The sequence below is a fragment of the Streptosporangium amethystogenes genome (assembly GCF_000721075.1).
Lineage (GTDB): Bacteria > Actinomycetota > Actinomycetes > Streptosporangiales > Streptosporangiaceae > Streptosporangium > Streptosporangium amethystogenes.
Genome location: NZ_JOEQ01000034.1, coordinates 49,742 through 69,468, shown reverse-complemented (window position 1 = coordinate 69,468; position 19,727 = coordinate 49,742). Strand labels below are relative to the sequence as shown.

19 protein-coding genes are annotated in these 19,727 nt (G+C 69.6%); 2 read left to right on the top strand and 17 right to left on the bottom strand.

The genetic code is table 11. The annotated features are described in order from the left end of the window. Positions 1 to 8 precede the first annotated feature (8 nt). The 9 genes from IG98_RS0135235 to IG98_RS0135195 all read right to left on the bottom strand — a co-directional run bounded on the left by IG98_RS0135235 (position 9) and on the right by IG98_RS0135195 (position 10,292). The gene (locus IG98_RS0135235) at positions 9 to 1,025 is read right to left on the bottom strand and encodes a DUF2804 domain-containing protein (protein ID WP_030922492.1); all 1,017 of its coding nucleotides are present in this window, start codon (positions 1,023 to 1,025) and stop codon (positions 9 to 11) included. Then, complete coding sequence (locus IG98_RS0135230; RefSeq protein ID WP_030922490.1) at positions 1,022 to 2,452, bottom strand: NAD-dependent succinate-semialdehyde dehydrogenase; 1,431 nt, start codon at positions 2,450 to 2,452, stop codon at positions 1,022 to 1,024. The genes IG98_RS0135235 and IG98_RS0135230 overlap by 4 nt, the downstream gene beginning before the upstream one ends. Beyond that, positions 2,449 to 3,129 carry a GntR family transcriptional regulator gene (locus IG98_RS0135225; protein WP_030922485.1) on the bottom strand — a complete coding sequence of 227 codons (681 nt, stop codon included), beginning with the start codon at positions 3,127 to 3,129 and terminating at the stop codon, positions 2,449 to 2,451. Before IG98_RS0135225 ends, IG98_RS0135230 begins: the two co-directional genes overlap by 4 nt. Positions 3,130 to 3,145: 16 nt before the next feature. Next, positions 3,146 to 4,306, bottom strand: a complete 1,161-nt coding sequence (locus tag IG98_RS0135220; RefSeq protein ID WP_030922482.1) for a mandelate racemase/muconate lactonizing enzyme family protein — start codon at positions 4,304 to 4,306, stop codon at positions 3,146 to 3,148. A gap of 7 nt (positions 4,307 to 4,313) precedes the next feature. Further along, positions 4,314 to 5,183, bottom strand: coding sequence for a carbohydrate ABC transporter permease (locus IG98_RS0135215; protein ID WP_030922480.1), 870 nt, complete (start codon positions 5,181 to 5,183; stop codon positions 4,314 to 4,316). Continuing rightward, a complete protein-coding gene (locus IG98_RS0135210) occupies positions 5,177 to 6,133 on the bottom strand; it encodes a carbohydrate ABC transporter permease (RefSeq protein ID WP_030922477.1) in 957 nt (318 codons plus the stop codon). The genes IG98_RS0135215 and IG98_RS0135210 overlap by 7 nt, the downstream gene beginning before the upstream one ends. Next, positions 6,130 to 7,488, bottom strand: coding sequence for an ABC transporter substrate-binding protein (locus IG98_RS0135205; protein ID WP_030922474.1), 1,359 nt, complete (start codon positions 7,486 to 7,488; stop codon positions 6,130 to 6,132). Before IG98_RS0135205 ends, IG98_RS0135210 begins: the two co-directional genes overlap by 4 nt. A 59-nt stretch (positions 7,489 to 7,547) precedes the next feature. Beyond that, positions 7,548 to 8,678, bottom strand: coding sequence for an alcohol dehydrogenase catalytic domain-containing protein (locus tag IG98_RS0135200; RefSeq protein ID WP_169750238.1), 1,131 nt, complete (start codon positions 8,676 to 8,678; stop codon positions 7,548 to 7,550). A gap of 306 nt (positions 8,679 to 8,984) precedes the next feature. After that, positions 8,985 to 10,292 carry a YVTN family beta-propeller repeat protein gene (locus tag IG98_RS0135195; protein ID WP_051753350.1) on the bottom strand — a complete coding sequence of 436 codons (1,308 nt, stop codon included), beginning with the start codon at positions 10,290 to 10,292 and terminating at the stop codon, positions 8,985 to 8,987. A gap of 394 nt (positions 10,293 to 10,686) precedes the next feature. On the opposite strand from IG98_RS0135195, the gene IG98_RS0135190 reads away from it, so the two are divergent. Next, positions 10,687 to 11,292 (top strand): hypothetical protein, encoded by a 606-nt coding sequence (locus IG98_RS0135190; protein WP_030922465.1) that lies wholly within the window; start codon positions 10,687 to 10,689, stop codon positions 11,290 to 11,292. 178 nt (positions 11,293 to 11,470) lie between these two features. Here IG98_RS0135190 and IG98_RS0135185 read toward each other — a convergent pair whose 3' ends face one another. Further along, the gene (locus IG98_RS0135185; protein ID WP_051753349.1) at positions 11,471 to 12,475 is read right to left on the bottom strand and encodes a GlxA family transcriptional regulator; all 1,005 of its coding nucleotides are present in this window, start codon (positions 12,473 to 12,475) and stop codon (positions 11,471 to 11,473) included. Positions 12,476 to 12,573: 98 nt separating this feature from the next. On the opposite strand from IG98_RS0135185, the gene IG98_RS0135180 reads away from it, so the two are divergent. Further along, the gene (locus tag IG98_RS0135180) at positions 12,574 to 12,978 is read left to right on the top strand and encodes a hypothetical protein (RefSeq protein WP_030922460.1); all 405 of its coding nucleotides are present in this window, start codon (positions 12,574 to 12,576) and stop codon (positions 12,976 to 12,978) included. A 101-nt stretch (positions 12,979 to 13,079) separates the two neighbouring features. On the opposite strand, the gene IG98_RS0135175 is transcribed toward IG98_RS0135180, so the two are convergent. The 7 genes from IG98_RS0135175 to IG98_RS0135145 all read right to left on the bottom strand — a co-directional run bounded on the left by IG98_RS0135175 (position 13,080) and on the right by IG98_RS0135145 (position 19,658). Beyond that, the gene (locus IG98_RS0135175) at positions 13,080 to 14,024 is read right to left on the bottom strand and encodes a MurR/RpiR family transcriptional regulator (protein WP_051753348.1); all 945 of its coding nucleotides are present in this window, start codon (positions 14,022 to 14,024) and stop codon (positions 13,080 to 13,082) included. A 159-nt stretch (positions 14,025 to 14,183) separates the two neighbouring features. Continuing rightward, positions 14,184 to 15,509: an ArgE/DapE family deacylase gene (locus tag IG98_RS0135170; RefSeq protein ID WP_030922454.1), complete on the bottom strand. Its 1,326-nt coding sequence runs from the start codon at positions 15,507 to 15,509 to the stop codon at positions 14,184 to 14,186. Continuing rightward, positions 15,506 to 16,504 carry a branched-chain amino acid ABC transporter permease gene (locus IG98_RS0135165; protein WP_245651852.1) on the bottom strand — a complete coding sequence of 333 codons (999 nt, stop codon included), beginning with the start codon at positions 16,502 to 16,504 and terminating at the stop codon, positions 15,506 to 15,508. Before IG98_RS0135165 ends, IG98_RS0135170 begins: the two co-directional genes overlap by 4 nt. 5 nt (positions 16,505 to 16,509) lie before the next feature. Then, positions 16,510 to 17,385: a branched-chain amino acid ABC transporter permease gene (locus IG98_RS0135160; RefSeq protein WP_030922450.1), complete on the bottom strand. Its 876-nt coding sequence runs from the start codon at positions 17,383 to 17,385 to the stop codon at positions 16,510 to 16,512. Further along, positions 17,372 to 18,103, bottom strand: coding sequence for an ABC transporter ATP-binding protein (locus IG98_RS0135155; protein WP_030922448.1), 732 nt, complete (start codon positions 18,101 to 18,103; stop codon positions 17,372 to 17,374). The genes IG98_RS0135160 and IG98_RS0135155 overlap by 14 nt, the downstream gene beginning before the upstream one ends. Continuing rightward, positions 18,100 to 18,846 carry an ABC transporter ATP-binding protein gene (locus tag IG98_RS0135150; RefSeq protein WP_030922445.1) on the bottom strand — a complete coding sequence of 249 codons (747 nt, stop codon included), beginning with the start codon at positions 18,844 to 18,846 and terminating at the stop codon, positions 18,100 to 18,102. Before IG98_RS0135150 ends, IG98_RS0135155 begins: the two co-directional genes overlap by 4 nt. Then, entirely contained in the window at positions 18,843 to 19,658 is an 816-nt protein-coding gene (locus IG98_RS0135145; RefSeq protein WP_037972082.1) for an SDR family NAD(P)-dependent oxidoreductase, read from the bottom strand. Before IG98_RS0135145 ends, IG98_RS0135150 begins: the two co-directional genes overlap by 4 nt. Positions 19,659 to 19,727: the final 69 nt, after the last annotated feature.

Sequence of the window (19,727 nt, the reverse complement as noted above, 5' to 3'; positions counted from 1 at the left end):
CTGCTCCATTACCAGCGTCGCTGTACTTCCTCGGCCCAGCCGTACAGGTCGTCGATCCTGATCACGGTCCCGTCGTCGGCGACGACGGTGCCGCGGTAGTGACCGAAGGCCTGGTCCTCCCGGCTGCGCATGTAGCGCAGCCGGGTGACGTCGGAGGACCGGACGTACTCGGGGACGAACTCCAGGTCGACCCGCTCGCCGGTGATCTGCCAGGGGGCCATCCAGTCGGAGGTGTCGTAGCGCCAGACCAGCTCCTCGCTGATCTTGTGCAGCCTTCCGTCCAGGAAGATCCCGTTCTCGACGCTGCCGGTGCCGTCGGTCCACTTACCGCCGATCTGCACGCCGATCTCGTGGCCGCCGGAGCGCCCGGACGCCGCGCCCCAGTTCCACAGCACGTTGCCGGGCCACCGGCCACGCCCGTGGTCCAGGGTGGCGAGGGTGTCCTCGGCGGACAGGTCGATGCGGCGGCCGTTCACGACCAGCGTGCCCTCGGCGGGGCGTCCGAGATCCTTGACGGTGTACTGGAATCGGCGGGACGACCACGGCACGACCACGCCCAGGCTGTCACGGCCCTCGACGCGGTGCACGAGCAGGTCGGCCTCGAACTCGGGGGACTTCACCCGTAGCCGGGTTCCCACGGCCGCCTCGTCCACGGCGATCTTGACCGGGCCCTTCGCGATCCTGACGCTGCCCTCGCCGCTCCGCTCGGAGAATCCGGTGCCCTGGCTCGGTACGAGCAGGCTCCGGCTGAACACGTTCTTCTTCGTGGCGCGGTCCAGGTACCAGACGGACTCACCGGCCAGATAGTCCAGGCTGGAGGCGCTGAAGGAGAAGACGTGCTCGGGACTGGTCAGGCACCAGTAGTCCCAGCGCATCGTACGGCCCCAGCCCCGGATGTTGGACCGGTGCAGCGGGGTACGGCTCCAGCCGACCGCGTCCGGGTTGAGACGCCCATCCGGACGGCAGAGGTCGACCCGTTTGATGATCTCACGCTCGACGATCCGGCGGGAGGTCTCCTTGGTCATCGGCCCAGTCCCACGTTGACGTACTTGTACTCCACGAAATCCTCCACTCCGTGACGGCCGCCCTCGCGGCCGTATCCACTGCCCTTGACCCCGCCGAACGGCCCCTGCGGCGGGGCGAGCGGGGCTCCGTTGACCGAGACGATGCCGAACTGAAGTTCCTCGCTGACGCGCACGACCCGGCCCAGGTCCCGCGTCCACAGGTAGGCGGCCAGGCCGTACGGTGTGGCGTTGGCCCTGGCCACCACGTCGGCGTCCTCGCCGGTGCCGAAGGTCAGGATCGGGGCGACCGGGCCGAAGGTCTCCTGCCGGCACACGAGCATCTCGTCGGTGACGCCGGTCAGAACGGTGGGCGGGTGCAGCCTTCCGGTTCTCTCCCGGTGGGTCGTCGCCAGCCGGGCGCCGTGCGTGAGCGCGTCCTCGACGTGCCGCCTGACCTTGGCGAGCGCCCGGTCGTCGATCAGCGGGCCCATCGTGACGTCCGGGTCCATGCCGTTGCCCACGGTGATCGCCTCGGCCAGCCTGACGAGCTCGTCGGTGAACTCCGCGGCGACGGACTCGTGGACGTAGATCCGGTTCGGGGAGGTGCAGGCCTGGCCGGCGTTCATGAACTTGGCCCGGGCCACGCCCGCGGCGGCGGCGGTCACGTCGGCGTCGGGGAAGACGAGCACCGGGGCATGGCCGCCCAGCTCGACGCTGAGCCGTTTGACGTCGTCGGCGCTCTGCCGGATCAGCTGCCTGCCGACGGCCGTCGAGCCGGTGAACGAGACCTTCCTGACCCGCGAGTCGGCCATGATCGTCTCGGCGAACTCCTGTGGCCGGGATGTGGTGACCAGGTTGAAGACCCCCGGCGGGAAACCGGCCTCGGTCAGGCACTCGGCGACCGCGATCGCCGACAGCGGGGTGAGCTCGGAGGGCTTGAGGACCACGGTGCACCCCGCGGCCAGCGCCGGGCCCAGCTTGCGGGTGATCATCGAGACCGGGAAGTTCCAGGGGGTGATCGCCGCGACGACGCCCACCGGTTCCGGCAGCAGCCAGATGCGGGTGTCGGTGCTGGTGGAGGGGATGGTCTCGCCGTACACGCGGCGGGTCTCCTCGGCGGACCACAGGAGGTGGTCGGCTCCCGCGACCACCTCGCCGGTCGCCTCCGCCAGCGGTTTGCCCTGCTCGGCGGTCATCACCGCGCCGATCGCCTCGGCCCGGCCGGTCAGCAGTTCGGCGGCCCGGCGCATGATCACGGCGCGCTGGTGCGCGGGCATGGCACGCCAGCCGGGGAGCGCGGAGGCCGCCGCGTCGACGGCTTCGGTGGTCAGCTTCCGGTCACAGTCGGCCACTTCGGCGACGGTCTCGCCGGTCGCCGGATCGGTGACCGCGAAGCGTTCCGCCGTGTCCCGCCAGTGCCCTCCGACGAGGGCCTGTCCCATCTTCATCTCTCCTCCTCCATCACTTCGATCAGCGCGGCCAGCGCGGCCATCTCGTGGGCGTACTGCAGCTCGCTCGCGCGGCCGATGTCCCCCTCGACGAGCGCGTCCCTTATCGCCACGTGCTCGGCGTGGGATTTCGGCAGCCGCCAGGGGACCAGCCGGAAGCCGCGCTGGGCGGTCTCCGTCTTCGACCACAGGCCCACCAGCATCCGGTGCACCAGGCGGGACTTCTCGGTGTCGCAGATCAGCGAGTGGAACCGGCGGTTCAGGCCGGCGAAGGCGGCGACGTCGCCGCTGTCGATGGCGACGACCGAAGCCTCCAGGACGGTGTCCACCTCCAGTAACCTCGCGCCGCTGAGCGGAGCCGGGTGGAGCTGGAGGGCCAGGGAGGTGAGCGCGGCGCGGATGCCGTACAGCTCCCGCACGTTGTCCACGGTGAACTCGGCGACCACCGCGCCGATGTGCGGGCGCTCGACGAGCCACTCCTCGGACACGAGCTGCTTGATGGCCTCACGTACCGGTGTGTCGCTGACGCCGACGGCCTCGGCCACCACCCTGGTGATGATCTTCGTGCCGGGCTGGGCCCGGCCTGACATGATCATTTGCTTGATGTGGTCGGCCGCGAGATCCGCCTTGGTACGGAACGGCTTCGGCCGGCCGGACGGGGGGAACACCTCTGTCATCGCTGTTGGACACCCCTCAAACCCGTTGGACGGTCAGCGGCTCGATCGCCGCGTGGTCCAGCTCTACACCGAGACCGGGGCGGTCCGGAACGGCTACAACCCCGTTGGAATCGGGCAGCAGCGGTTCGGTGAGCATGACGTGGAAAACCTCAGGAACGATCACCGGAGGATCGTAGGGGTATTCCAGCCAGTCACAGTTGGGCAGTGAGGCGCAGAGCTGCAGGTTGCCCGCCACCCCGAGTCCGGTGGCCCAGGCGTGCGGAACGACCCGGCGGTGCCTGGCCGCGGCCATCGCGCCGAAGTCGCGCAGGGCCGCGATGTCCTCGCTCTCGTTGGCATCCGGCTGGTAGATGTTGAAGCAGTCGTCCTCCAGCAGCCGGACGAGCTGGCCGATGCCCCGGTTGTGCTCGCCGCCGGCGATCGGGATCGGCGAGGCCGCGGTGAGTTCGCACAGCGCGCGGTAGTCGTGGCGGGGGAGCGGCTCCTCCAGCCAGGCGACACCGAGATCGGCCAGTTCCCTGGCGGTGGTCAGGGCCCGGTCGAAGTCCCACATCATGCGGCTGCCGTCGGGCCGGTAGCGCCAGCGTGCCGCCGCCTGGTTGGCGTCCACCATGATGGCGATCTCCGGGCCCACGGCCTCGCGGACCGCGGCCACCTGGGCGACGTCCTCAGCGATCGTGTCGGCGTGGACGCGCAGTTTCACGCCGGTGAAGCCCTCCGACACCACGCGCAGCGCGTCCTCGGCCCGCTGCCCGGGGGCGCGGACCTCACCGAAGCTGGCATAGGCGCGGATCTGGCCGGCATGCCCGCCCCAGAGCTGGTACAGCGGGCGCCCGCAGGCCTTGCCGACGGCGTCCCAGACGGCCACGCTCACCACCCACGGGCGCGGGAAGACGTACTCGGCCACGTAGCGCAGGTGGTTGGCGATGTGGCCGGTGGCGAACAGATCCATCCCGACCAGCCGGGGGCGGATCCATCCCCTGATGGTCTCCAGCAGCAACGGGCCGGTGGCGTGGCCCATGTCGCCGCCCGCCACGCCGACCACGCCCTCGTCGGTCTCGACCTCGACGATCACGGCGGACATGCTGTGGTGGGCGCCCTCGGGGGCCCACGACGGGGCGAAGGGGCGTGGATAGGGCAGTTCGATGAGGCGTGCTCGGACATCTCTGATCCTCATTGCCGCCTCATCCCTTGGTCGCGCCATCGGCGAGACCCTTGATCAGATACTTCTGCACGGCCAGCGCGAAGATCACCACGGGCAGTACGGTGAGCGTGCCCACGGCGGCCAGCGGGCCCCAGAGCCCGCCCTTCTCGGTGTCGGCCGCGATTCCGGCGATGGCCACCGGGATGGTGACGGCCTTGTCGTTGGTGAGGATCAGGGCGAACAGCAACTCCTCCCAGGCCAGGATGATGCAGAAGATCAATGTGGAGACCATGCCGGTCAGGCTGCACGGCACGATGATCCGGAAGAACGCCCCGATCCGGGAGCAGCCGTCGATCATCGCGGCCTCCTCCAGCTCCTTGGGCAGGCTCTTGAAGAACGCGCGCATCAGCCAGACGACGTACGGAACCAGGAAGGTCACGTAGGCGAGGATCACGGTGATGTACTGGTCGGTCAGCCCCAGCTTGCGGGCCACCAGGAACATCGGCACGACCAGTGCGATCGGCGGTACCGCGCGTGAGGCCAGGATGAGGCCGCCCATGACACCCGCGCCGCGCATCCTCATCCGGGACAGCGCGTAGCCGGCCATCGAGCCGGCGACCATCGAGATGATCGCCGCCCCCATCGCCACGATGATCGTGTTGATCATGCGGGGCAGGATGCGGGCCTGGTGGAAGTAGCTGACGTAGTTGTCGAAGGTGATCTCGCTGATCCACTTCGGCGGGACGGTGAAGATGTCCTTGGGCAGCTTGAACGAGATGCTGATCATGAAGATCACCGGGTACAGGAAGGCCAGCGTGACCAGGATCGCGGCGGTGATCGTCGCGATTCTCCCCAGGCGGGCCCGGCCGGTCTTCCGGCTCCCGAAGGCGGGGGCGGCGGTGCTCACCATCGGTTCTCCAGACGACGGCTGATGCTGAACAGGAAGTAGGTGAGAACGATCGTGATGATCAGCACGATCGTCGCCATCGAGGAGGCCGAGCCGAACTCCAGGCTGCGGAAGCCCTTCTCGTAGATGTAGAGGTTCACCACGTTGGTGGCGTTACCCGGGCCACCCCTGGTCGCGGCGAGCGCGATGTCGAACATCTTCACCGCACCGAGCCACCGGACCACGAAGGCCGCGGCCATCACCGGTACCAGCAGCGGCAGCGTGATACGCCACAATGTCTGCCAGCGGCCGGCGCCGTCGGACTTGGCCGCCTCGTACACGTCACCCGGCAGGGCCATGATCCCGGCCGCGGCGATGAGGACCACGAACGGCGTCCACCGCCAGGTGTCGATCAGGATCATGCTGACCATGGCGAGGGTCGGGTCGCCGATCCACTCCACCGGGCCGATGCCGACCAGGCCGAACGTGTAGTTGACCACGCCCCAGAGCGGGTCGAGCAGCATCCGCCAGACACCGCCGGCCACGACCGGGGCTACCACCATGGGGATGAGGAACAGCGCGCGAAGCGCGCCGCGGCCCCGCCACTCCACGTTGAGCAGGAAGGCGATGGCGAACCCGAGGATCATCTGCAGTGGTAGCGCGATCACCAGGTAGATGCCGGTGACCTTGAGCGACTCCAGGAAGCCCGGGTCCCTCAGGACCATCTCGTAGTTCTTCCAGCCCACCCAGCCGACGGGTTCGAAGAGCGCCAGGTCGAAGTCGGAGAAGCTCACCCAGAGCGTGTAGAAGATCGGATAGAGCAGCATGCCCGCCAGCAGGACGAGTGCCGGGGTCATGAACAACCACGCGGTACCCGGCTCGCCGAGCCGGAACCGCTGGGCGGTCTTAGGGCCGGACCCCCGGGCAGGGGCCTTGTCGGCCCCTGCCCGGGGTGTGCGAGTGGAGACACTCACTGCGGGTAACCCTTGGACTTCAGCAGCTCGGTGATCTCCTTGGCCGCCTCGTCGATCGCCTGCTCGGCGGTCGCCTGACCGGACATCGCCCGGCTCGTCTGCAGGGCGAGGATCTGCTGGACCGCGTCGGCCTCGGGGAGCCGCGGCCGCCACATCTTGTTCTTCTCCACCGCGGCGTAACCGGCCTTCAGCGCCTCATAGACCGGGGCGGCCCACTCGGCCGCCGGAGTGCCGTCCAGCGTGGAGTTGCGTGCCGGGAACGTTCCCAGCGTGTTTCCGGTGAACTGCTCGCCCTCCTTGGAGGTGATCCACTGCAGCCAGGTCCACGCGGCGGCCGGGTGCTGCGTCTTCTTGGCGATGCCCGCCGACCACACACCGCGGTGCGCGCCCGGACCGGCCGAACCCGCCGGGAGGGTGGTGAGGCCGACGTCCTCCGGCTTCAGCGTGGTGGACGCCTCGTCCACGGCCGTGCCCTTGTAGACGCTGCCCCACATGAGCATGGTGGCGGTCCGGCCCTGGCGGAAAGCCTCGAGCGGCTCGTTGAACTGGTAGGTGCTCGCTCCCGGCGGAGCGTACTTCAGCAGGTCGACGTGGGTCTGCAGGGCCTTCACCCCGGCCTCGTTGTTGAACGCGACCTTGAGGTCGTCGTCCAGCAGCGCCACGCCGTTGGAGTTCAGGACGGTCTGCCAGACGGTCGGGGTGAGCGGGTCCTTGGTGAAGTAGGTGCCAATCGCCCAGGCGTCGACCTTACCGTCACCGTCGGTGTCCTGGACCAGCTTCTTGGCGTCGGCGAAGTACTGCTCCCAGGTCGTCTCCGCTGTGGGCTCGGCGACGCCGGCCTTCTTGTACAGCTTCTTGTTGTAGAACATCAGCAGCAGGTTGGAACGGACCGGGACGGTGTACTGCTTGCCGTCCCACTGACCCGCGGCGAGCGGGGTGGGGTTGAAGTCGGCCCAGTCATAGCCCGCGTCGGTCCACTTGCTCACGTCGGCCTTGAGGTCCATCAGGCCGCCGGTCTTGGCCAGCTGCGGGATCCACGAGTCGTCGCCGAGCACCACGTCGTAGGTCGGGGTGGGCCCGGTCAGCTCCAGCATGGTCTTGGGGAGCTGGTCGTTGTACGGCACGCCGTCCACGGAGACCTTGATATTGGGGTACTTCTTGTTGAACTCGGGGACCAACTGGTCCTGCCACTGCTTGGCGAAGGCGTCGTTGGCGATGACCCTGATGGACACGGGACTCTCCGCCGTGCCGAGTCCGCCGCCATCGGCGGAGACCTCGGGGGCCGTCGAGCCGCACGCTGTGATGGTCAGGCCGAGCGCGGCTGCTGCTGCGGTCAACCGGAGGGAACGGCGCATGGCCGGTCCTCCTCTCGGGGTTTGTACAGGATGGGGAAAGGGGTGTTGCGGAGAAGAAGTCAGAGGGCGGGGTCGATCGCGAGCTTGACGATGTCCCGGCCGTCGAGGGGGGAGCCGTCGCCGAGGGCGGCGAGAGCCTCGCCCACCCGCCCCAGCGGCACCCGGTGGCTGACCACACGGTCGTACGGTCGGCCGCCGCGTTCCAGGATGAGCAGCGCCTGATGGTAGTGGCGCAGCATGTCGGGGCCCGCCCCATAGACACCGGTGATGGTGATGTCCCGTTTCAGCAGGTCGCTGAAGGGATTGAAGGGAACCGTCCCTCGATCGGTGAAGTTGCCCAGCTCGGCGAGCACGCCACCGTCGGCTACCAGGCCGATGGCCTCCATGAAGGCGGCCGGCGAGCCGCTGGCGCCTACCACGCAGTCGGCTCCCGGCGCGCCGAGCGCGTCGAACACCGCACTGCGGCGCTCGGCCACGCCGGTCAGCTCCTGGATGCTCACCGTCGCGTCCGCCCCGAGTGCCGCCGCCAGTTCCAGTCGAGCGTCCGGGGCACCCACCGCGACGACCCGGTGCGCTCCGGCCGCGCGGGCCGCGACCACGGCCATCAGCCCGATCGCGCCCACTCCCTGGACGACCACGGTGGAGCCGACGCCGACCGAGCCCCGGGTGACCCCGTGCAACGCCACCGACATCGGCTCCTGCAGGACCGCCACCTCGGCGGGCAGGGCCGTCCGGTAGAACACCGTGCCCGCGTTGGCGGCGTGCAGGTAGTCGGCGAACCCACCCGTCAGATGCGGCGGAGCCGTCACCGGTGAGGTGAACCCGTAGGACGGGCGCCGGTCAGGACAGTTGGCGGGACGGTGCCGCACCTGACACTGGTAGCAGCGCCCGCAACTCAGCGCGGGGAAGACGCCGACACGGTCGCCCACGGCCACGGGCTGCCCGCTGTGATCGGTGCTCACTCCCTCGCCGAGGGCGGCCAGGGTGCCGACGATCTCATGCCCCAGCAGGGCGGGAAAGGTGATCCTGTCAAGGCGTCCCTGGTAGATGTGCGCGTCGGTGCCGCAGACGCCGCACAGTTCCAGCTTGACGACGAACTCGCCCGGACCGGGGGCGGGGACGGGGTAGGACCGGACCTCCACCGGCCCTGCGGCGTCCATGACGACCGCTGCTCGCGCCGCTGCCCTCATCCATCCCCTCCATATTCTGGATTCTATAGAATATGGAGGGAACCATAAGAGGCTCCCGCAAGGGAGGTCAATAGCCTGATTGCATCTGTTACCAGGACGTTTCATGCTTTGGTCGCCCATGTGTCCGGTTTACCGCTGTCCGGCCCCCGGTACGGCGCCCCTCGCCACCCAGGCCGGAGCGATGGCGTCTCCGCCCGCCGCCACCGGCCGACGCGACGGCGTGATGCGCCGTTGCCGGTCCGGATCAGCCTCTGCCGTCGGCCGTATCAGCGTCGTCCGTGGTCCGCGGTGGGCCGTCGTCGTGCTTCAGCGGAAGATCCCCGTGTGGCCGAGTGAGTAGCGTCCGGGCTGGGGGTAGATGGACAGGCCGTGCGGGCCGGCGCCGACATCGATCTTGCGGACGAGGCTGCCGTTCTCGGTGTCGAACACGTAGACCACCCCGTCATAGCGTCCGGACAGCCACAGGTGGCGGCCGTCGGCCGACACGCCGCCCATGTCCGGTGAGCCGCCTCCGGGAATGTGCCAGGTGTCGATCGGGCTGCGAAGGGCGAAGGAGATGACCGAGACCGACCCGGCGCCCCGGTTGGAGACGTACAGCACCTTCGAGTCCCGGCTGACGTAGAGGCCGTGGGCGCCCGCGCCGGTTTTGACGAAACCCGTGACCCGGAACCCCCCGGCGTCGACGAGCCACACGCCGTCCTTGGCCATGTCGGCGACGTAGAAGACGGTGCCGTCCGGGGAGAGTTTCACATCCTGTGGCATGTTGGGGTACGGCATGTGGCCGTGCCGCATGGCGTCGTGCGCCATGTCGTGTTCCATCTGGTACGACGCGTTGTCGCCCTGCGGGGTCGCGCGCCGGATGCCCCTGCGTCGTGTGGTGCCGTCCGCCAGGTCGATGACGGCGCGGACCTTACGGGCGGCTGTGTCGACGACCACCAGCTGGCCGGAGAACTCGCAGCTGCCGAGGAGGAGGTTGCCGTCGGCGGTGAAGTCCGCGTGGTTGATCCCCCGGCAGGGCATGTGCAGCGAGTGCCGGAGCCGCATGGTGCGCGGGTTGAGGAAGTCGAGCCGGTTCTCCCGCTCGGCCATCACCAGGGCGGTGCGGCCGTCCGGGGTGAAGTACAGGTTGTAGGGGTCGTCGACGAACACCGGCTTGCCCGCCTTGCCGGTCATGGGGTTGATCGGTGTCAGGGAGTTGCCGTCGTTGTTGTTGACCCAGAGCGTCTTCAGATCCCACGAGGGGACGACGTGCTGCGGTCGCCGGCCCACCGTGAAGGTGCGGAGCACCCGGTAGGTACGCGGGTCGATCACGCTGACGGTGTCGCTCTCGCTGTTGGGCACATAGACCCGCTCGGGAAACCTCGCCGCGACCGGGCTGAGCATCCCGGGCCGGTCGTGGGCGTAGATGTCCACCGGTGTGGCCGATCGGGTGGCCGAGGCGCTCGCCGCGCTGCCCGGCGATGCGGCGGAGGGCGTCCCGCCGACGGCCCCGGCGTGGTGAAGCGGGCCCGGCGCCGGCCGCCCGCCCGCACAGGCGGACAGGACGCACGCCGTCAACCCGATCAGAGGGATGATCACACCGGGCTTTCGCCGCTCACTTCTCAGTCGCCACATGACCCGCCCCTTCGATCCGACGCCGACTTTTCGTCGACTATGGAAACGTTAGGAACGGGTGGGTCGGCAGATGTTCAACCCGTGGTTAGTGTGGTGCTCGCTTTTTTCCTGCAACTCGCCCTGGCGGCGGGGGCAATCCGATTGTACGGCCGGTCTCCCGATTTCACTGAAGCCTACGTGAATTAAGTACACGATTACTTCTTCTTGTGTTGATGGCCGAGTCGGAGGGCTGGCGGAGTATGGTCACGGCGAATCTGGGTGATTGGCGCCCCGTGGCACAAGAGTGGTGACCGGCGGTATGGGCGTTCGGGGGAGATATGCATAACCTCGACAGCCTACATACCATAACGTAACGTCCGAGTGTCGCGAAAGACAGTAAGGAAAAGGAGCGTTCGTGAAGTACGAATGGGTGCAAAATGAGGCGTACGGTCAGGGTATATACACGTCGGCGGCGGCCAGGTTACGCGTGGGCGAGGGAGTCACGCCCGGCCAGAACATTGCAACGTTCCATTTCACCCGACGCGAAAAAAATCCGAGCCTGTGTTCGCCGGATGTATTCCCCGACCTGGTGCTCACCGCGACCAGCACCGGCGTTGGGGTGATGGTGGAGTACGGCATCTACGGAAAGAAGGCCAGAGTCAACGACAGTCATTCAGAGTATCAGTTCTTTCATTTCAATGAGAGACTCGCCGAACTCAAGAGGACGGAAGAGTGGCCCAGGATATACGTTCTCGACTGGGTCTTCACTGAACGTCCAGCGTGTGGTGGAGCCTGGGTGGGTGCGAAACGTGTCCAGGCCGGGTGCGCCACCCTCATCGGACACTACGACGAGTACCAGCGAGAGCGCCGGTGGGACAGCGACGGTGGCGGCGACGAGCCTTTCGGCGAGTCCGCGGAGCACGAGATCACCGTCTACAGCATGTTCGGAAAGGACACCGCCACCGCCGACATCCGTACCGCTCTCGCTGAGTACAAGAAAGTACTCAGGGAGAGGAGGTAATCGCGTCGCCCGAGCGCGGAGTGGTCCCGGCGCGGGATTCCCTGAACCTTCACCACGGCCGTCTCGGTTTTCTCGGGACCGTCATCGCCCCGCCTCCGTGCTCCGCGGCGGCGTAGGCAGGCCCGCCTTCAAGGGGGCCGACATCGTCGGGTGAGGCCTGCCGCCTGGACAGGGCCACTTACTGCATCGAGGTTTTCCCGGCGACTTTCAGGTGAGCCTGCCCTGTGGAGGTGGCCGTGGCGCGGTAGCGCGAGGGTGGGATTCCGTAACGGTCGGCGAACGCCTGGCGCAGCGTCTCCGTGGTTCCGAAGCCGCAGCGGGCCGCCACCCCGGCCATCGGCAGGGAGGTGGAGACCAGCAGGTGCGCGGCGGCCTCGGTGCGGGCCTGGCGGACGAACCGGCCCGGGGACCGCCCGAGGTGCCTGAGGAACAGGCGGGTCAGGTGCCGCTCGCTCACGCCCGCGCCGCTCGCCAGGGTGGCCGTGGTCAGATCGGCGTCCAGGTGCCCGGTGATGTGGTCGACGACCTGCTTGACCAGGCCGTTCTCCGGAGATTCGGCGGCGGTGAACATGCTCATCTGCGCCTGGTTGCCGGGGCGTTGCAGGTAGGTCACCAGGCTCCGCGCCACCCGCCGTGCCAGCTCGGCGCCGTGGTCCTCCTCGATGAGGGCGAGGGTGAGGTCCAGCGCGCTGGTGATGCCGGCGGAGGTGTAGGTGTCCCCGTCCCGGATGAAGATCGGGCCGGGATCGATGTCGACCTTCGGGTGGCGGGCGGCGATCTCGTGCGCCGACTGCCAGTGGGTGGTGGCGCGCCGGCCGTCGAGCAGGCCCGCGGCGGCCAGGATGTCGGCTCCGGTGCACACCGACGCGACGCGGCGGCTCTCGCGTGCCAGGCGGCGGACGTGAGCGACGATCAATCGGTTGCCGGCCGCGGCCTCGTGGCCCATGCCTCCCGACACGATGAGCGTGTCGAGCGGCCCGGCGACCCGTTCAAGGGCCTCCTGGGCCTGGAGCGTCAGGCCGGTGCCGCAGGTGATGGGGCGGCCTCCGGGGGTGGCCAGGCGAAGGCGGTAGAAGGGATCGGCGCCATGCCAGTTCGCGCTCTCCAGGGTCGTGGTCACGCAGGCGATGTCGAGCAACTCCGCCGCGTCGTATCCGATGACGGCGATCCGGCGTTCGAGCACGGGGTGAGCGTATGTCAGAAAAGACAGGAATCCCAGGTTTCCAGACCTATGCGGCGGCCTTTCTTGGTGCGCGGCCGGTACGGCGGCACGGTGGAGGCATGACTCAGACAGCAACCGTCACCCGCCGCCGGCGCAGGTTCGCCTGGCACTACGTCGAGATGGTCATCGCGATGTTCGCCGGCATGTTCGTCCTGGGCATGCTCCTGTCCGCCGTCGGGATCGGCTTCTCCCACGAGCGGCAGCCCGAGCTCGCCTACCTGCTGATGGCGTTCGACATGTCCGTGGGCATGGCGATCTGGATGCGCTACCGGGGCCACGGCTGGGCGGCCACCCTGGAGATGTGCGCCGCCATGTTCGTCCCCGTCGTGCCGCTCTTCCCGCTGCTCTGGCTGGGTCTCGTCGACGGCGGTGCCGTGATGACGCTCGCCCACCTGGCGATGTTCCCGCTGATGCTGGCCGCCATGCTCCGGCGCCACGACGAGTACGCCGGTTGCGCGGCCTGACGGCCGAGCGTCCGCAGGCATCGGGCGTGACCCGTACTCGTTGGCACACGGTGGCGGCCGGCGCGTACGGGTCACCGCCGGAAGTGGCGTCGGAAGTACCGTCAGGAGTGGTTTTCCGCGGTCGTCCGGGTCCCGCGGGGCGGCTCGGCGCCGCTGCCGGGCCCGGCAGGGGTGAGCGGCCCGTCGTCCTCGCGCAGCACGTCGTCGGCCATCTGGTCGTACTCGGCCACCCGGCTCCTGCCCGCCTCACCGAGCTGCTCGACCACCGCGGCGACCAGCGTTTCGAGCACCGCGACCGCCGGGGTCAGCGAGTCGAACGGGGAGGGCGAGCGGACCTGGGCGGGCAGCACGACATCCGCCACCGTGGCGGCGGGCGACAGCCACGGGTCGGTCAACAGCACGATCTTCACGTTGCGCGCCGCGGCGGCGCGGGCGAAGGCGATCGTCTCGCGCTGGTAGCGCCGGTAGTCGAAGAGCACCAGCACGTCGCGGCGGCCCATGTCGAGCAGGTGGGCGGCGTGGTCGGCGGTGGACCCGGCGATGTACGTCGCGTTGGGACGCAACTGGTGCAGGTGGGCGATGAGGTACTGGGCCAGGATGGTGCTGAACCGGCCACCGGCCGCCGAGACGCGGCGGCCGGGGTCGGCCAGCAGTTCCGCGGCCTTGACCAGCTCCCCCTCGGGAAGCTGGTCGAAGGTCATGGCGGTGGCGTCCAGCAGCACCCGGCGGGACCGGCTCAGCACCCTGCCGGTGTCCTCCTCGGCACTGCCGTACTGGGCCAGGGGAGAGGAGTAGCGCTGCTGGGTCTCGCGCTTGAGCGCCTGCTGCAACTCCGGGTAGCCGTCGAAACCCAGACGGTAGGCCAGCCGCAGCACGGTGGCCGGGCTGGTCTGAGCCTGGCTCGCGACGGTCGCCAGCGGCTCCAGACCGGCGGTCGGGTAGCCCGCGAGCAGGGTGCGGGCGACCCGCTGCTCCGCACGGGGCAGCTTGGGCAGCACGTCGCGGAGCTGGGCCGCGACGGTGCGCGGCTCAGGGGTGCCGAGCATGTTGCCTCCTCATGGGCGGCCGCCGGATCGTGCGGCGCGTCGCAAGGAAGGGATCATGCCACGAACCGTACGAAAAGAGAACGCCGCCCTCGGGTCGAGCGCCGCCCGGCGAACGTCCCCCGTCCACCGGCGCTCTGCAGCCTCGCGGCCGTCCGGTGCTCACCGCTCGTCCGCGAGCCCGCACCAGTCGATCGCGGTCAGCGCGTAGGTCTTCGCCGACTGCACCAGCTGGGCGATCTCCACGTACTCGTTCTCCGCGTGCGCGGTGTAGCCGACGCCCGGGCCGTACACCAGGCCGCCGATGCCCTTGCGGTCCATCCAGGTCAGGTCGCACACGCCCATGAAACCGGTCGTCAGCGGCGGCTGCCCGCCGGTCGCCGTGGTGTGCGCGCCGACCAGCGTCGCGCTCAGCGGGGCGTCGTCGGGCAGCGAGTACGGCGGCCAGAGCAGCTTCCACTCGAACACCGGCGGGTGCTCGCGCAGCCACGGGTCGGTGCGGCAGGCGTCCATGACCCGGGACTCGATCTCGGCCATGACCTCCTCGTTGGACCGGTCGGGGTGGTGGTAGACGCAGTACTCCACGACCAGCTCGTCGGCGAGGAAGAAGGGCACCAGGATGCCTGAGGGGTTGGCCCGCAGCACGCCGGGCAGCAGGTTGAAGTAGCCGGGAGGGAAGAGCGGGTGCCGGTTGTGCCGGGCCCAGTCGTCCTCCAGCGCGCGCAGCGCCTGGTAGATCACCCAGAACTTGTCGACGGTGTTGACGCCGAGCGCGTCGCCCTCCAGGGTCGGGTGCACGGTCATGCCCCGCAGCCCGGAGTGCGCGGTCTTGCCCTCCAGGGAGACGCTGAACCAGAGCAGGCCCGGTGTCACCGGCACCGACGCCGGCAGGGTGCCCGCCTGCCCGGACGGCTCGCAGACGATGGCCGCGTCCGCGCCGAACCCGGCCTCCAGCACCGCGGTGGTGCCCGCCTCGTGGTCGCCGACCTCCTCGCCGACGACGCCCTGCAGGACCAGGTCACCGGCCAGGCGCACGCCGGCCCCGCGCAGCGCGAGGGCCGCGTAGGCCGCGGCGACCAGGCCGCCCTTCATGTCCGTCGCGCCGCGTCCGATCACCGCGTCGTCGGTGACCTGGGCGCGGAACGGGTCGCCGCGCCACCGGTCGAGACGGCCCGGCGGTACGACGTCGACGTGCCCGTTGAGCAGCAGCGACCGGCCGCCGCCCGCGCCGGACACGACGCCGCAGGCGTTGTCGCGGCCCCGCTCCACGGTGACCTTGGTGACCTTGGCCCCGGCCTCGGCGTACAGGTCGCCGAGCAGTGCGCTGACGTCGCCCTCCGCCCCGACGATCTTGTCGTACTCCTGGCCGGGGTAGCGCGGGTTCACGCTGGGGATGGCGATCGCGTCGGCCAGGCTGGAGACCATCCGCTCGGCGAGCAGGTCGACCTGCTCCAGCACCCGGCGGGTCACGTCGTGTTCGGTGGTCATACGGTCTCCTTCGAGGTGGTGGGAAGGGGCTCCGGAGCGGGAGGGCGGGGCCGCCGGAGCGAGGTGAGGACGGAGTTCGCGATGCCGGCCAGGCCCTTGGGGGCGATCCAGAGCACCACGAGGATCAGCATGGCGATCACCATGTCGCGCCAGGCCCCGGCGTCCTGCAGCACGTCGGAGACCAGGGTGACGACCACGGCGCCGACGATCGGCCCGTAGACACTGCCGCTGCCGCCCAGGAAGATCATGCTGAGCAGCAGGGTCAGGTAGCCGAAGCCGAAGACGTCGGTGCTGACCACGCCGTTGAGGAAGGCGTTGAAACTGCCGGCCACCCCGGCCACGGCCGCGCCGACCATGAAGACGATCAGGTGCTGGCGCACCCTGGAGACGCCCCGGCTGGTGGCCAGCGCCTCGTTGTCGCGCAGTGCCAGCAGCGACATGCCCAGGGTCGAGCGGGTCAGCACCCGTACCAGCACGGTGACCGCGAACAGCAGCGCGGCGCCGAGGAAGTAGTAGCCGATCCGGCCGTCGGCCCGCAGGTTGACGTCGCCCAGGCTGAGGCGGGGGATGCCGACGATGCCGTTGGATCCGCCGGTCAGGCCCGCCTGCCCGAGCACCAGGTAGATGCAGAGCTGGGAGAAGACGTACGTGGCCAGGCCCACGTAGATGCCGCGCAGCCGCAGCACCGGCAGGAACGCCACCAGCGAGGCCAGCAGGGCCGAGAACCCCGAGATCGGCAGGGCCAGCCACGGGTCGATGCCGGTGCGGGTGGCCAGGATGCCCGTGGTGTAGGCGCCGATGCCGAAGAACCCGATCTGGGCGAAGTTGAAGATGCCGGCGAAACCGAGGGTGAGGTTCCAGCTCATGGCGAGCACGCCGTACATCGTGAAGAGGATCAGCAGCAGCCGGGCGTGCGGGTCGGTGAAGACCAGTGGCAGGGCCACCAGGACTGTCGCGTAGACCGGCCAGCCGGCCCAGGAGCGCAGGTTGGTCATGACGTTCACGCGCTCCTCACCTTGGTCCGCAGCAGTCCCTCGGGTTTGACCAGCATGATCACGATCATTGCGAGGAAGACCAGGACCGGGCTCCAGGAGAGCCCGAAGTAGTAGGTGGTGACGGCCTCGAGCAGGCCGATGGCGTACGCGCCGGCGATGGTGCCCGTCAGGCTGCCGGCTCCGCCCAAGGCGAGCACCACGAAGGCACGCAGCAGCGGGTCGCCGCCCATACCCGGGGAGATGAACTGCATGCTGCCGAGCAGCGCCCCGGCCACGGTGGCCAGGCCGATCGCGACCACGACCACGAAGACGTAGACCCGGCGCGGTGCGATGCCGAGCAGTTGGGCGTGCTCGCGGTTCTGTTCCAGCGCCCGTACGGTCAGTCCGATGCCGGTGCGTTTGAGGACCAGGGCCAGCAGGCCCACCAGCAGCGGGGCCAGCAGGATCGTGACAAGCTGGCTGCCCTGGGCGACCGCCCCGGCGACCTCGACGCGCGCACCACCGAACGGCGGGAGCTGCTTGATCTCCGGTCCCCAGATCAGCTGGGCGCCGCTCTGCAGCAGCATGGTGGCCGCCAGTGTGGCGACCATCACCAGCATGTCGCCTCCTGGGCGCCGGATGAACGGGCTGACCAGCAGGAACTCGTAGGCCACTCCGATCACTGCCATCGCCGCCACGGCGCCGAGCAGCGCGACCGCCACCGGCAGCCCGCCGGCGTCCAGCAGCGTCCAGGTCAGGTAGGCGCCGAACATCATCAGCGCGCCGTGCCCGAAGTTGAAGACCCGCAGCGTGGACCAGATCAGCGTCAGCCCCGCCGCCATGAGCATGTAGAGGCCGCCGAGGACGAGCGTGCTCGTCACGATGACACTAATGCCGTCCATCGGCGGTCCCTCCCAGGAAGAGCGACATCATCTCGTCGCGGCTGCGGCTGCCGTCCGACGCGCCGCTGTCCACCACGTCGCCGTGCAGGACGACGTGGTAGCGGTCGGTCAGGTCGAGCACCAGGTCCATGTCGCCGTCGATCAGGATGACCGACGAGACCTCGGCGCGGACCCGCACGATGCACTCACTCAGCTCGTGCTTGACCTTCGGTGACAGGCCCAGCGTGGGCTCGTCGAGGATCAGCAGCGTGGGCCGGGCCATCAGGCCCATGCCGAGGCTGGCCATCTGGCGTTCCCCGCCGCTGAGCGTGCCGGTGAGTTGCCGGCGCCGTTCCTTGAGCTTGGGGAAGACCGAGAACACCTGGTCGATCCCGTCCCGCCAGGTCGAGGAGTGCCCGCTGGAGGACGCGGAGAGCCGCAGTGCCTCCTCCACGGTCAGTTGCGGGAACAGCCGCGAGCCCTGTGGCACGTGGATGAGCCCGCGCCTGACCAGGCTGCCGGGGGACTCGCCCCTGGTGTCCCGCCCGGCGAAGGCGATCGTGCCGGAGGCGGCCCGGTGCAGGTTGGAGACGCAGCGCAGCAGCGTGGTCTTGCCGTGGCCGTTCGGCCCCAGCAGCCCGACCGCCTCGTGCTGCCCGACGCGCAGCGAGATGCCGCGCAACACCTTCGCCTGGCCGTAGCCGGCGGTGAGGTTCTCCACGGTCAGCAGATCGCTCATCGCGCGGCCCCCGGTCCCAGGTAGGCTTCGACGACCCTCGGGTCGGACAGGACCTCGGCCGGCCTGCCGGTCACGATGATCCGGCCGCTGTCGAGGACCGCCATCCGGTCGGCGAGCGCCTCCAGCACCGACAGCACGTGCTCGATGATCACCATGGTGACGCCCGTGCCGTGCACACCGGCCAGCAACCGGATCAGCGCGTCCTGGTCGGCCGGGTCGAGGCCGGCCGCGGGCTCGTCGAGCAGCAGTACCGAAGGGCCGCTGACCAGCGCGCCGGCGATCATCAGACGCTTGCGGTCGATCAGCGAGAGCCCGTCGGCCGGGCGGTTCAGATCGCCGCCGAGTTCCACCGCGTCCAGCGCCTCCCGGCACCGGGCGGGGGTCCAGCGCCTGGCCCTGCCCGCGCCGCCGTACGCCGAGCCGATGCGGACGTTCTCCAGCACGCTCAGCGACTCGAAGACGGCCTCGGTCTGGAAGGTGCGCTTGAGGCCGGCCTTGGCGATCCAGCGCGGTGAGCGGTTCTGGATCTCGTGGCCGTCGAAGATCACCTTTCCGGAGTCAGGCCGGATCGGGATACCGGTGAGCAGGTTGAACAGCGTGCTCTTGCCCGCGCCGTTGGGGCCGGCCAGGCCGAAGACCTCGTCGCGCGTCACCGACATCGAGACGCCGTCGACGGCCCGCAGGCTGCCGAACGACTTGCCGACCTCGTGCGCGGCGAGGATGACCTGCGAGTTCCCGTTCACGACGCGGCCTGCCCAGGTCCGCGCCAGTCGCCCTGGGCGAGGAAACCGCCGTCGACCGGGAGCAGCACGCCGTTGACGAACGAGGCGTCCGGGGCGACCAGGAACGCGACCGCCGCGGCGATCTCGTCCGGCGAGCACTGCCGCCCGGCCGGCTGGCGGGCCGCCGCCGCCTCGCGCTGCCGCAGGGACTCCGCGGCGGCCTCGGCGTCGAGCAGGCTCCGCGAGTCGCCCATGTCGTTGTCGACGTAGCCGGGCAGCACGGCGTTGACCCGGATTCCCCGTGGGCCACCCTCGACGGCGAGCTGCCGGGTCAGGTTGGCGATGGCGCCCTTGGCCGCGGAGTAGGCGGGGAAGGCCGGCAGGCCGGTGACCCCGAAGATGGACGACAGGTTGACCATGGCGCCCGCCCGGCCCGCGGCCAGCAGCGGGAACGCCGCCCTGGCACACAGGAACGTCCCGGTGACGTTGACGTCCATGACCCTGCGCCACTCGGAGATCGGCACGCCGGTGACGCCGCCGCCGCTCTCCGCGATGCCGGCGTTGTTGACCAGGATGTCCAGGCCGCCGAACTCGTCCGAGACCCGCGCGAACAGCGCCTCGACGCTGTCCTCGTCGGACACGTCCGCCACCTGGAACACGCACGCGGGGCCGTCCCCCGACAACTCCAGGGCGGTACGCGTCCCGCGTTCCACGTCGACGTCGGCGATCATGACCCGCGCCCCCTCCGCGCGCAGGCGGTGCGCGATGGCCGCGCCGATCCCGCCCGCCGCGCCTGTGACCAGGGCGCGTTGCCCGGTCAGAGTGCTCGCCATCGCGATATCTCCCTCAATCTGCTGGTACTCGTGGTGTTGGTCGGCCGTGGTGGGCCGCGACCGGGTGGC

What these genes read in the sequence shown, in the direction of transcription:
- IG98_RS0135235 (WP_030922492.1), bottom strand. Translation starts at nt 1,025, where the DNA reads ATGACCAAGGAGACCTCCCGCCGGATCGTCGAGCGTGAGATCATCAAA.
- IG98_RS0135230 (WP_030922490.1), bottom strand. Translation starts at nt 2,452, where the DNA reads ATGAAGATGGGACAGGCCCTCGTCGGAGGGCACTGGCGGGACACGGCG.
- IG98_RS0135225 (WP_030922485.1), bottom strand. Translation starts at nt 3,129, where the DNA reads ATGACAGAGGTGTTCCCCCCGTCCGGCCGGCCGAAGCCGTTCCGTACC.
- IG98_RS0135220 (WP_030922482.1), bottom strand. Translation starts at nt 4,306, where the DNA reads ATGAGGATCAGAGATGTCCGAGCACGCCTCATCGAACTGCCCTATCCA.
- IG98_RS0135215 (WP_030922480.1), bottom strand. Translation starts at nt 5,183, where the DNA reads ATGGTGAGCACCGCCGCCCCCGCCTTCGGGAGCCGGAAGACCGGCCGG.
- IG98_RS0135205 (WP_030922474.1), bottom strand. Translation starts at nt 7,488, where the DNA reads ATGCGCCGTTCCCTCCGGTTGACCGCAGCAGCAGCCGCGCTCGGCCTG.
- IG98_RS0135200 (WP_169750238.1), bottom strand. Translation starts at nt 8,678, where the DNA reads ATGAGGGCAGCGGCGCGAGCAGCGGTCGTCATGGACGCCGCAGGGCCG.
- IG98_RS0135195 (WP_051753350.1), bottom strand. Translation starts at nt 10,292, where the DNA reads ATGTGGCGACTGAGAAGTGAGCGGCGAAAGCCCGGTGTGATCATCCCT.
- IG98_RS0135180 (WP_030922460.1), top strand. Translation starts at nt 12,574, where the DNA reads ATGACTCAGACAGCAACCGTCACCCGCCGCCGGCGCAGGTTCGCCTGG.
- IG98_RS0135175 (WP_051753348.1), bottom strand. Translation starts at nt 14,024, where the DNA reads ATGCTCGGCACCCCTGAGCCGCGCACCGTCGCGGCCCAGCTCCGCGAC.
- IG98_RS0135170 (WP_030922454.1), bottom strand. Translation starts at nt 15,509, where the DNA reads ATGACCACCGAACACGACGTGACCCGCCGGGTGCTGGAGCAGGTCGAC.
- IG98_RS0135165 (WP_245651852.1), bottom strand. Translation starts at nt 16,504, where the DNA reads ATGACCAACCTGCGCTCCTGGGCCGGCTGGCCGGTCTACGCGACAGTC.
- IG98_RS0135160 (WP_030922450.1), bottom strand. Translation starts at nt 17,385, where the DNA reads ATGGACGGCATTAGTGTCATCGTGACGAGCACGCTCGTCCTCGGCGGC.
- IG98_RS0135155 (WP_030922448.1), bottom strand. Translation starts at nt 18,103, where the DNA reads ATGAGCGATCTGCTGACCGTGGAGAACCTCACCGCCGGCTACGGCCAG.
- IG98_RS0135145 (WP_037972082.1), bottom strand. Translation starts at nt 19,658, where the DNA reads ATGGCGAGCACTCTGACCGGGCAACGCGCCCTGGTCACAGGCGCGGCG.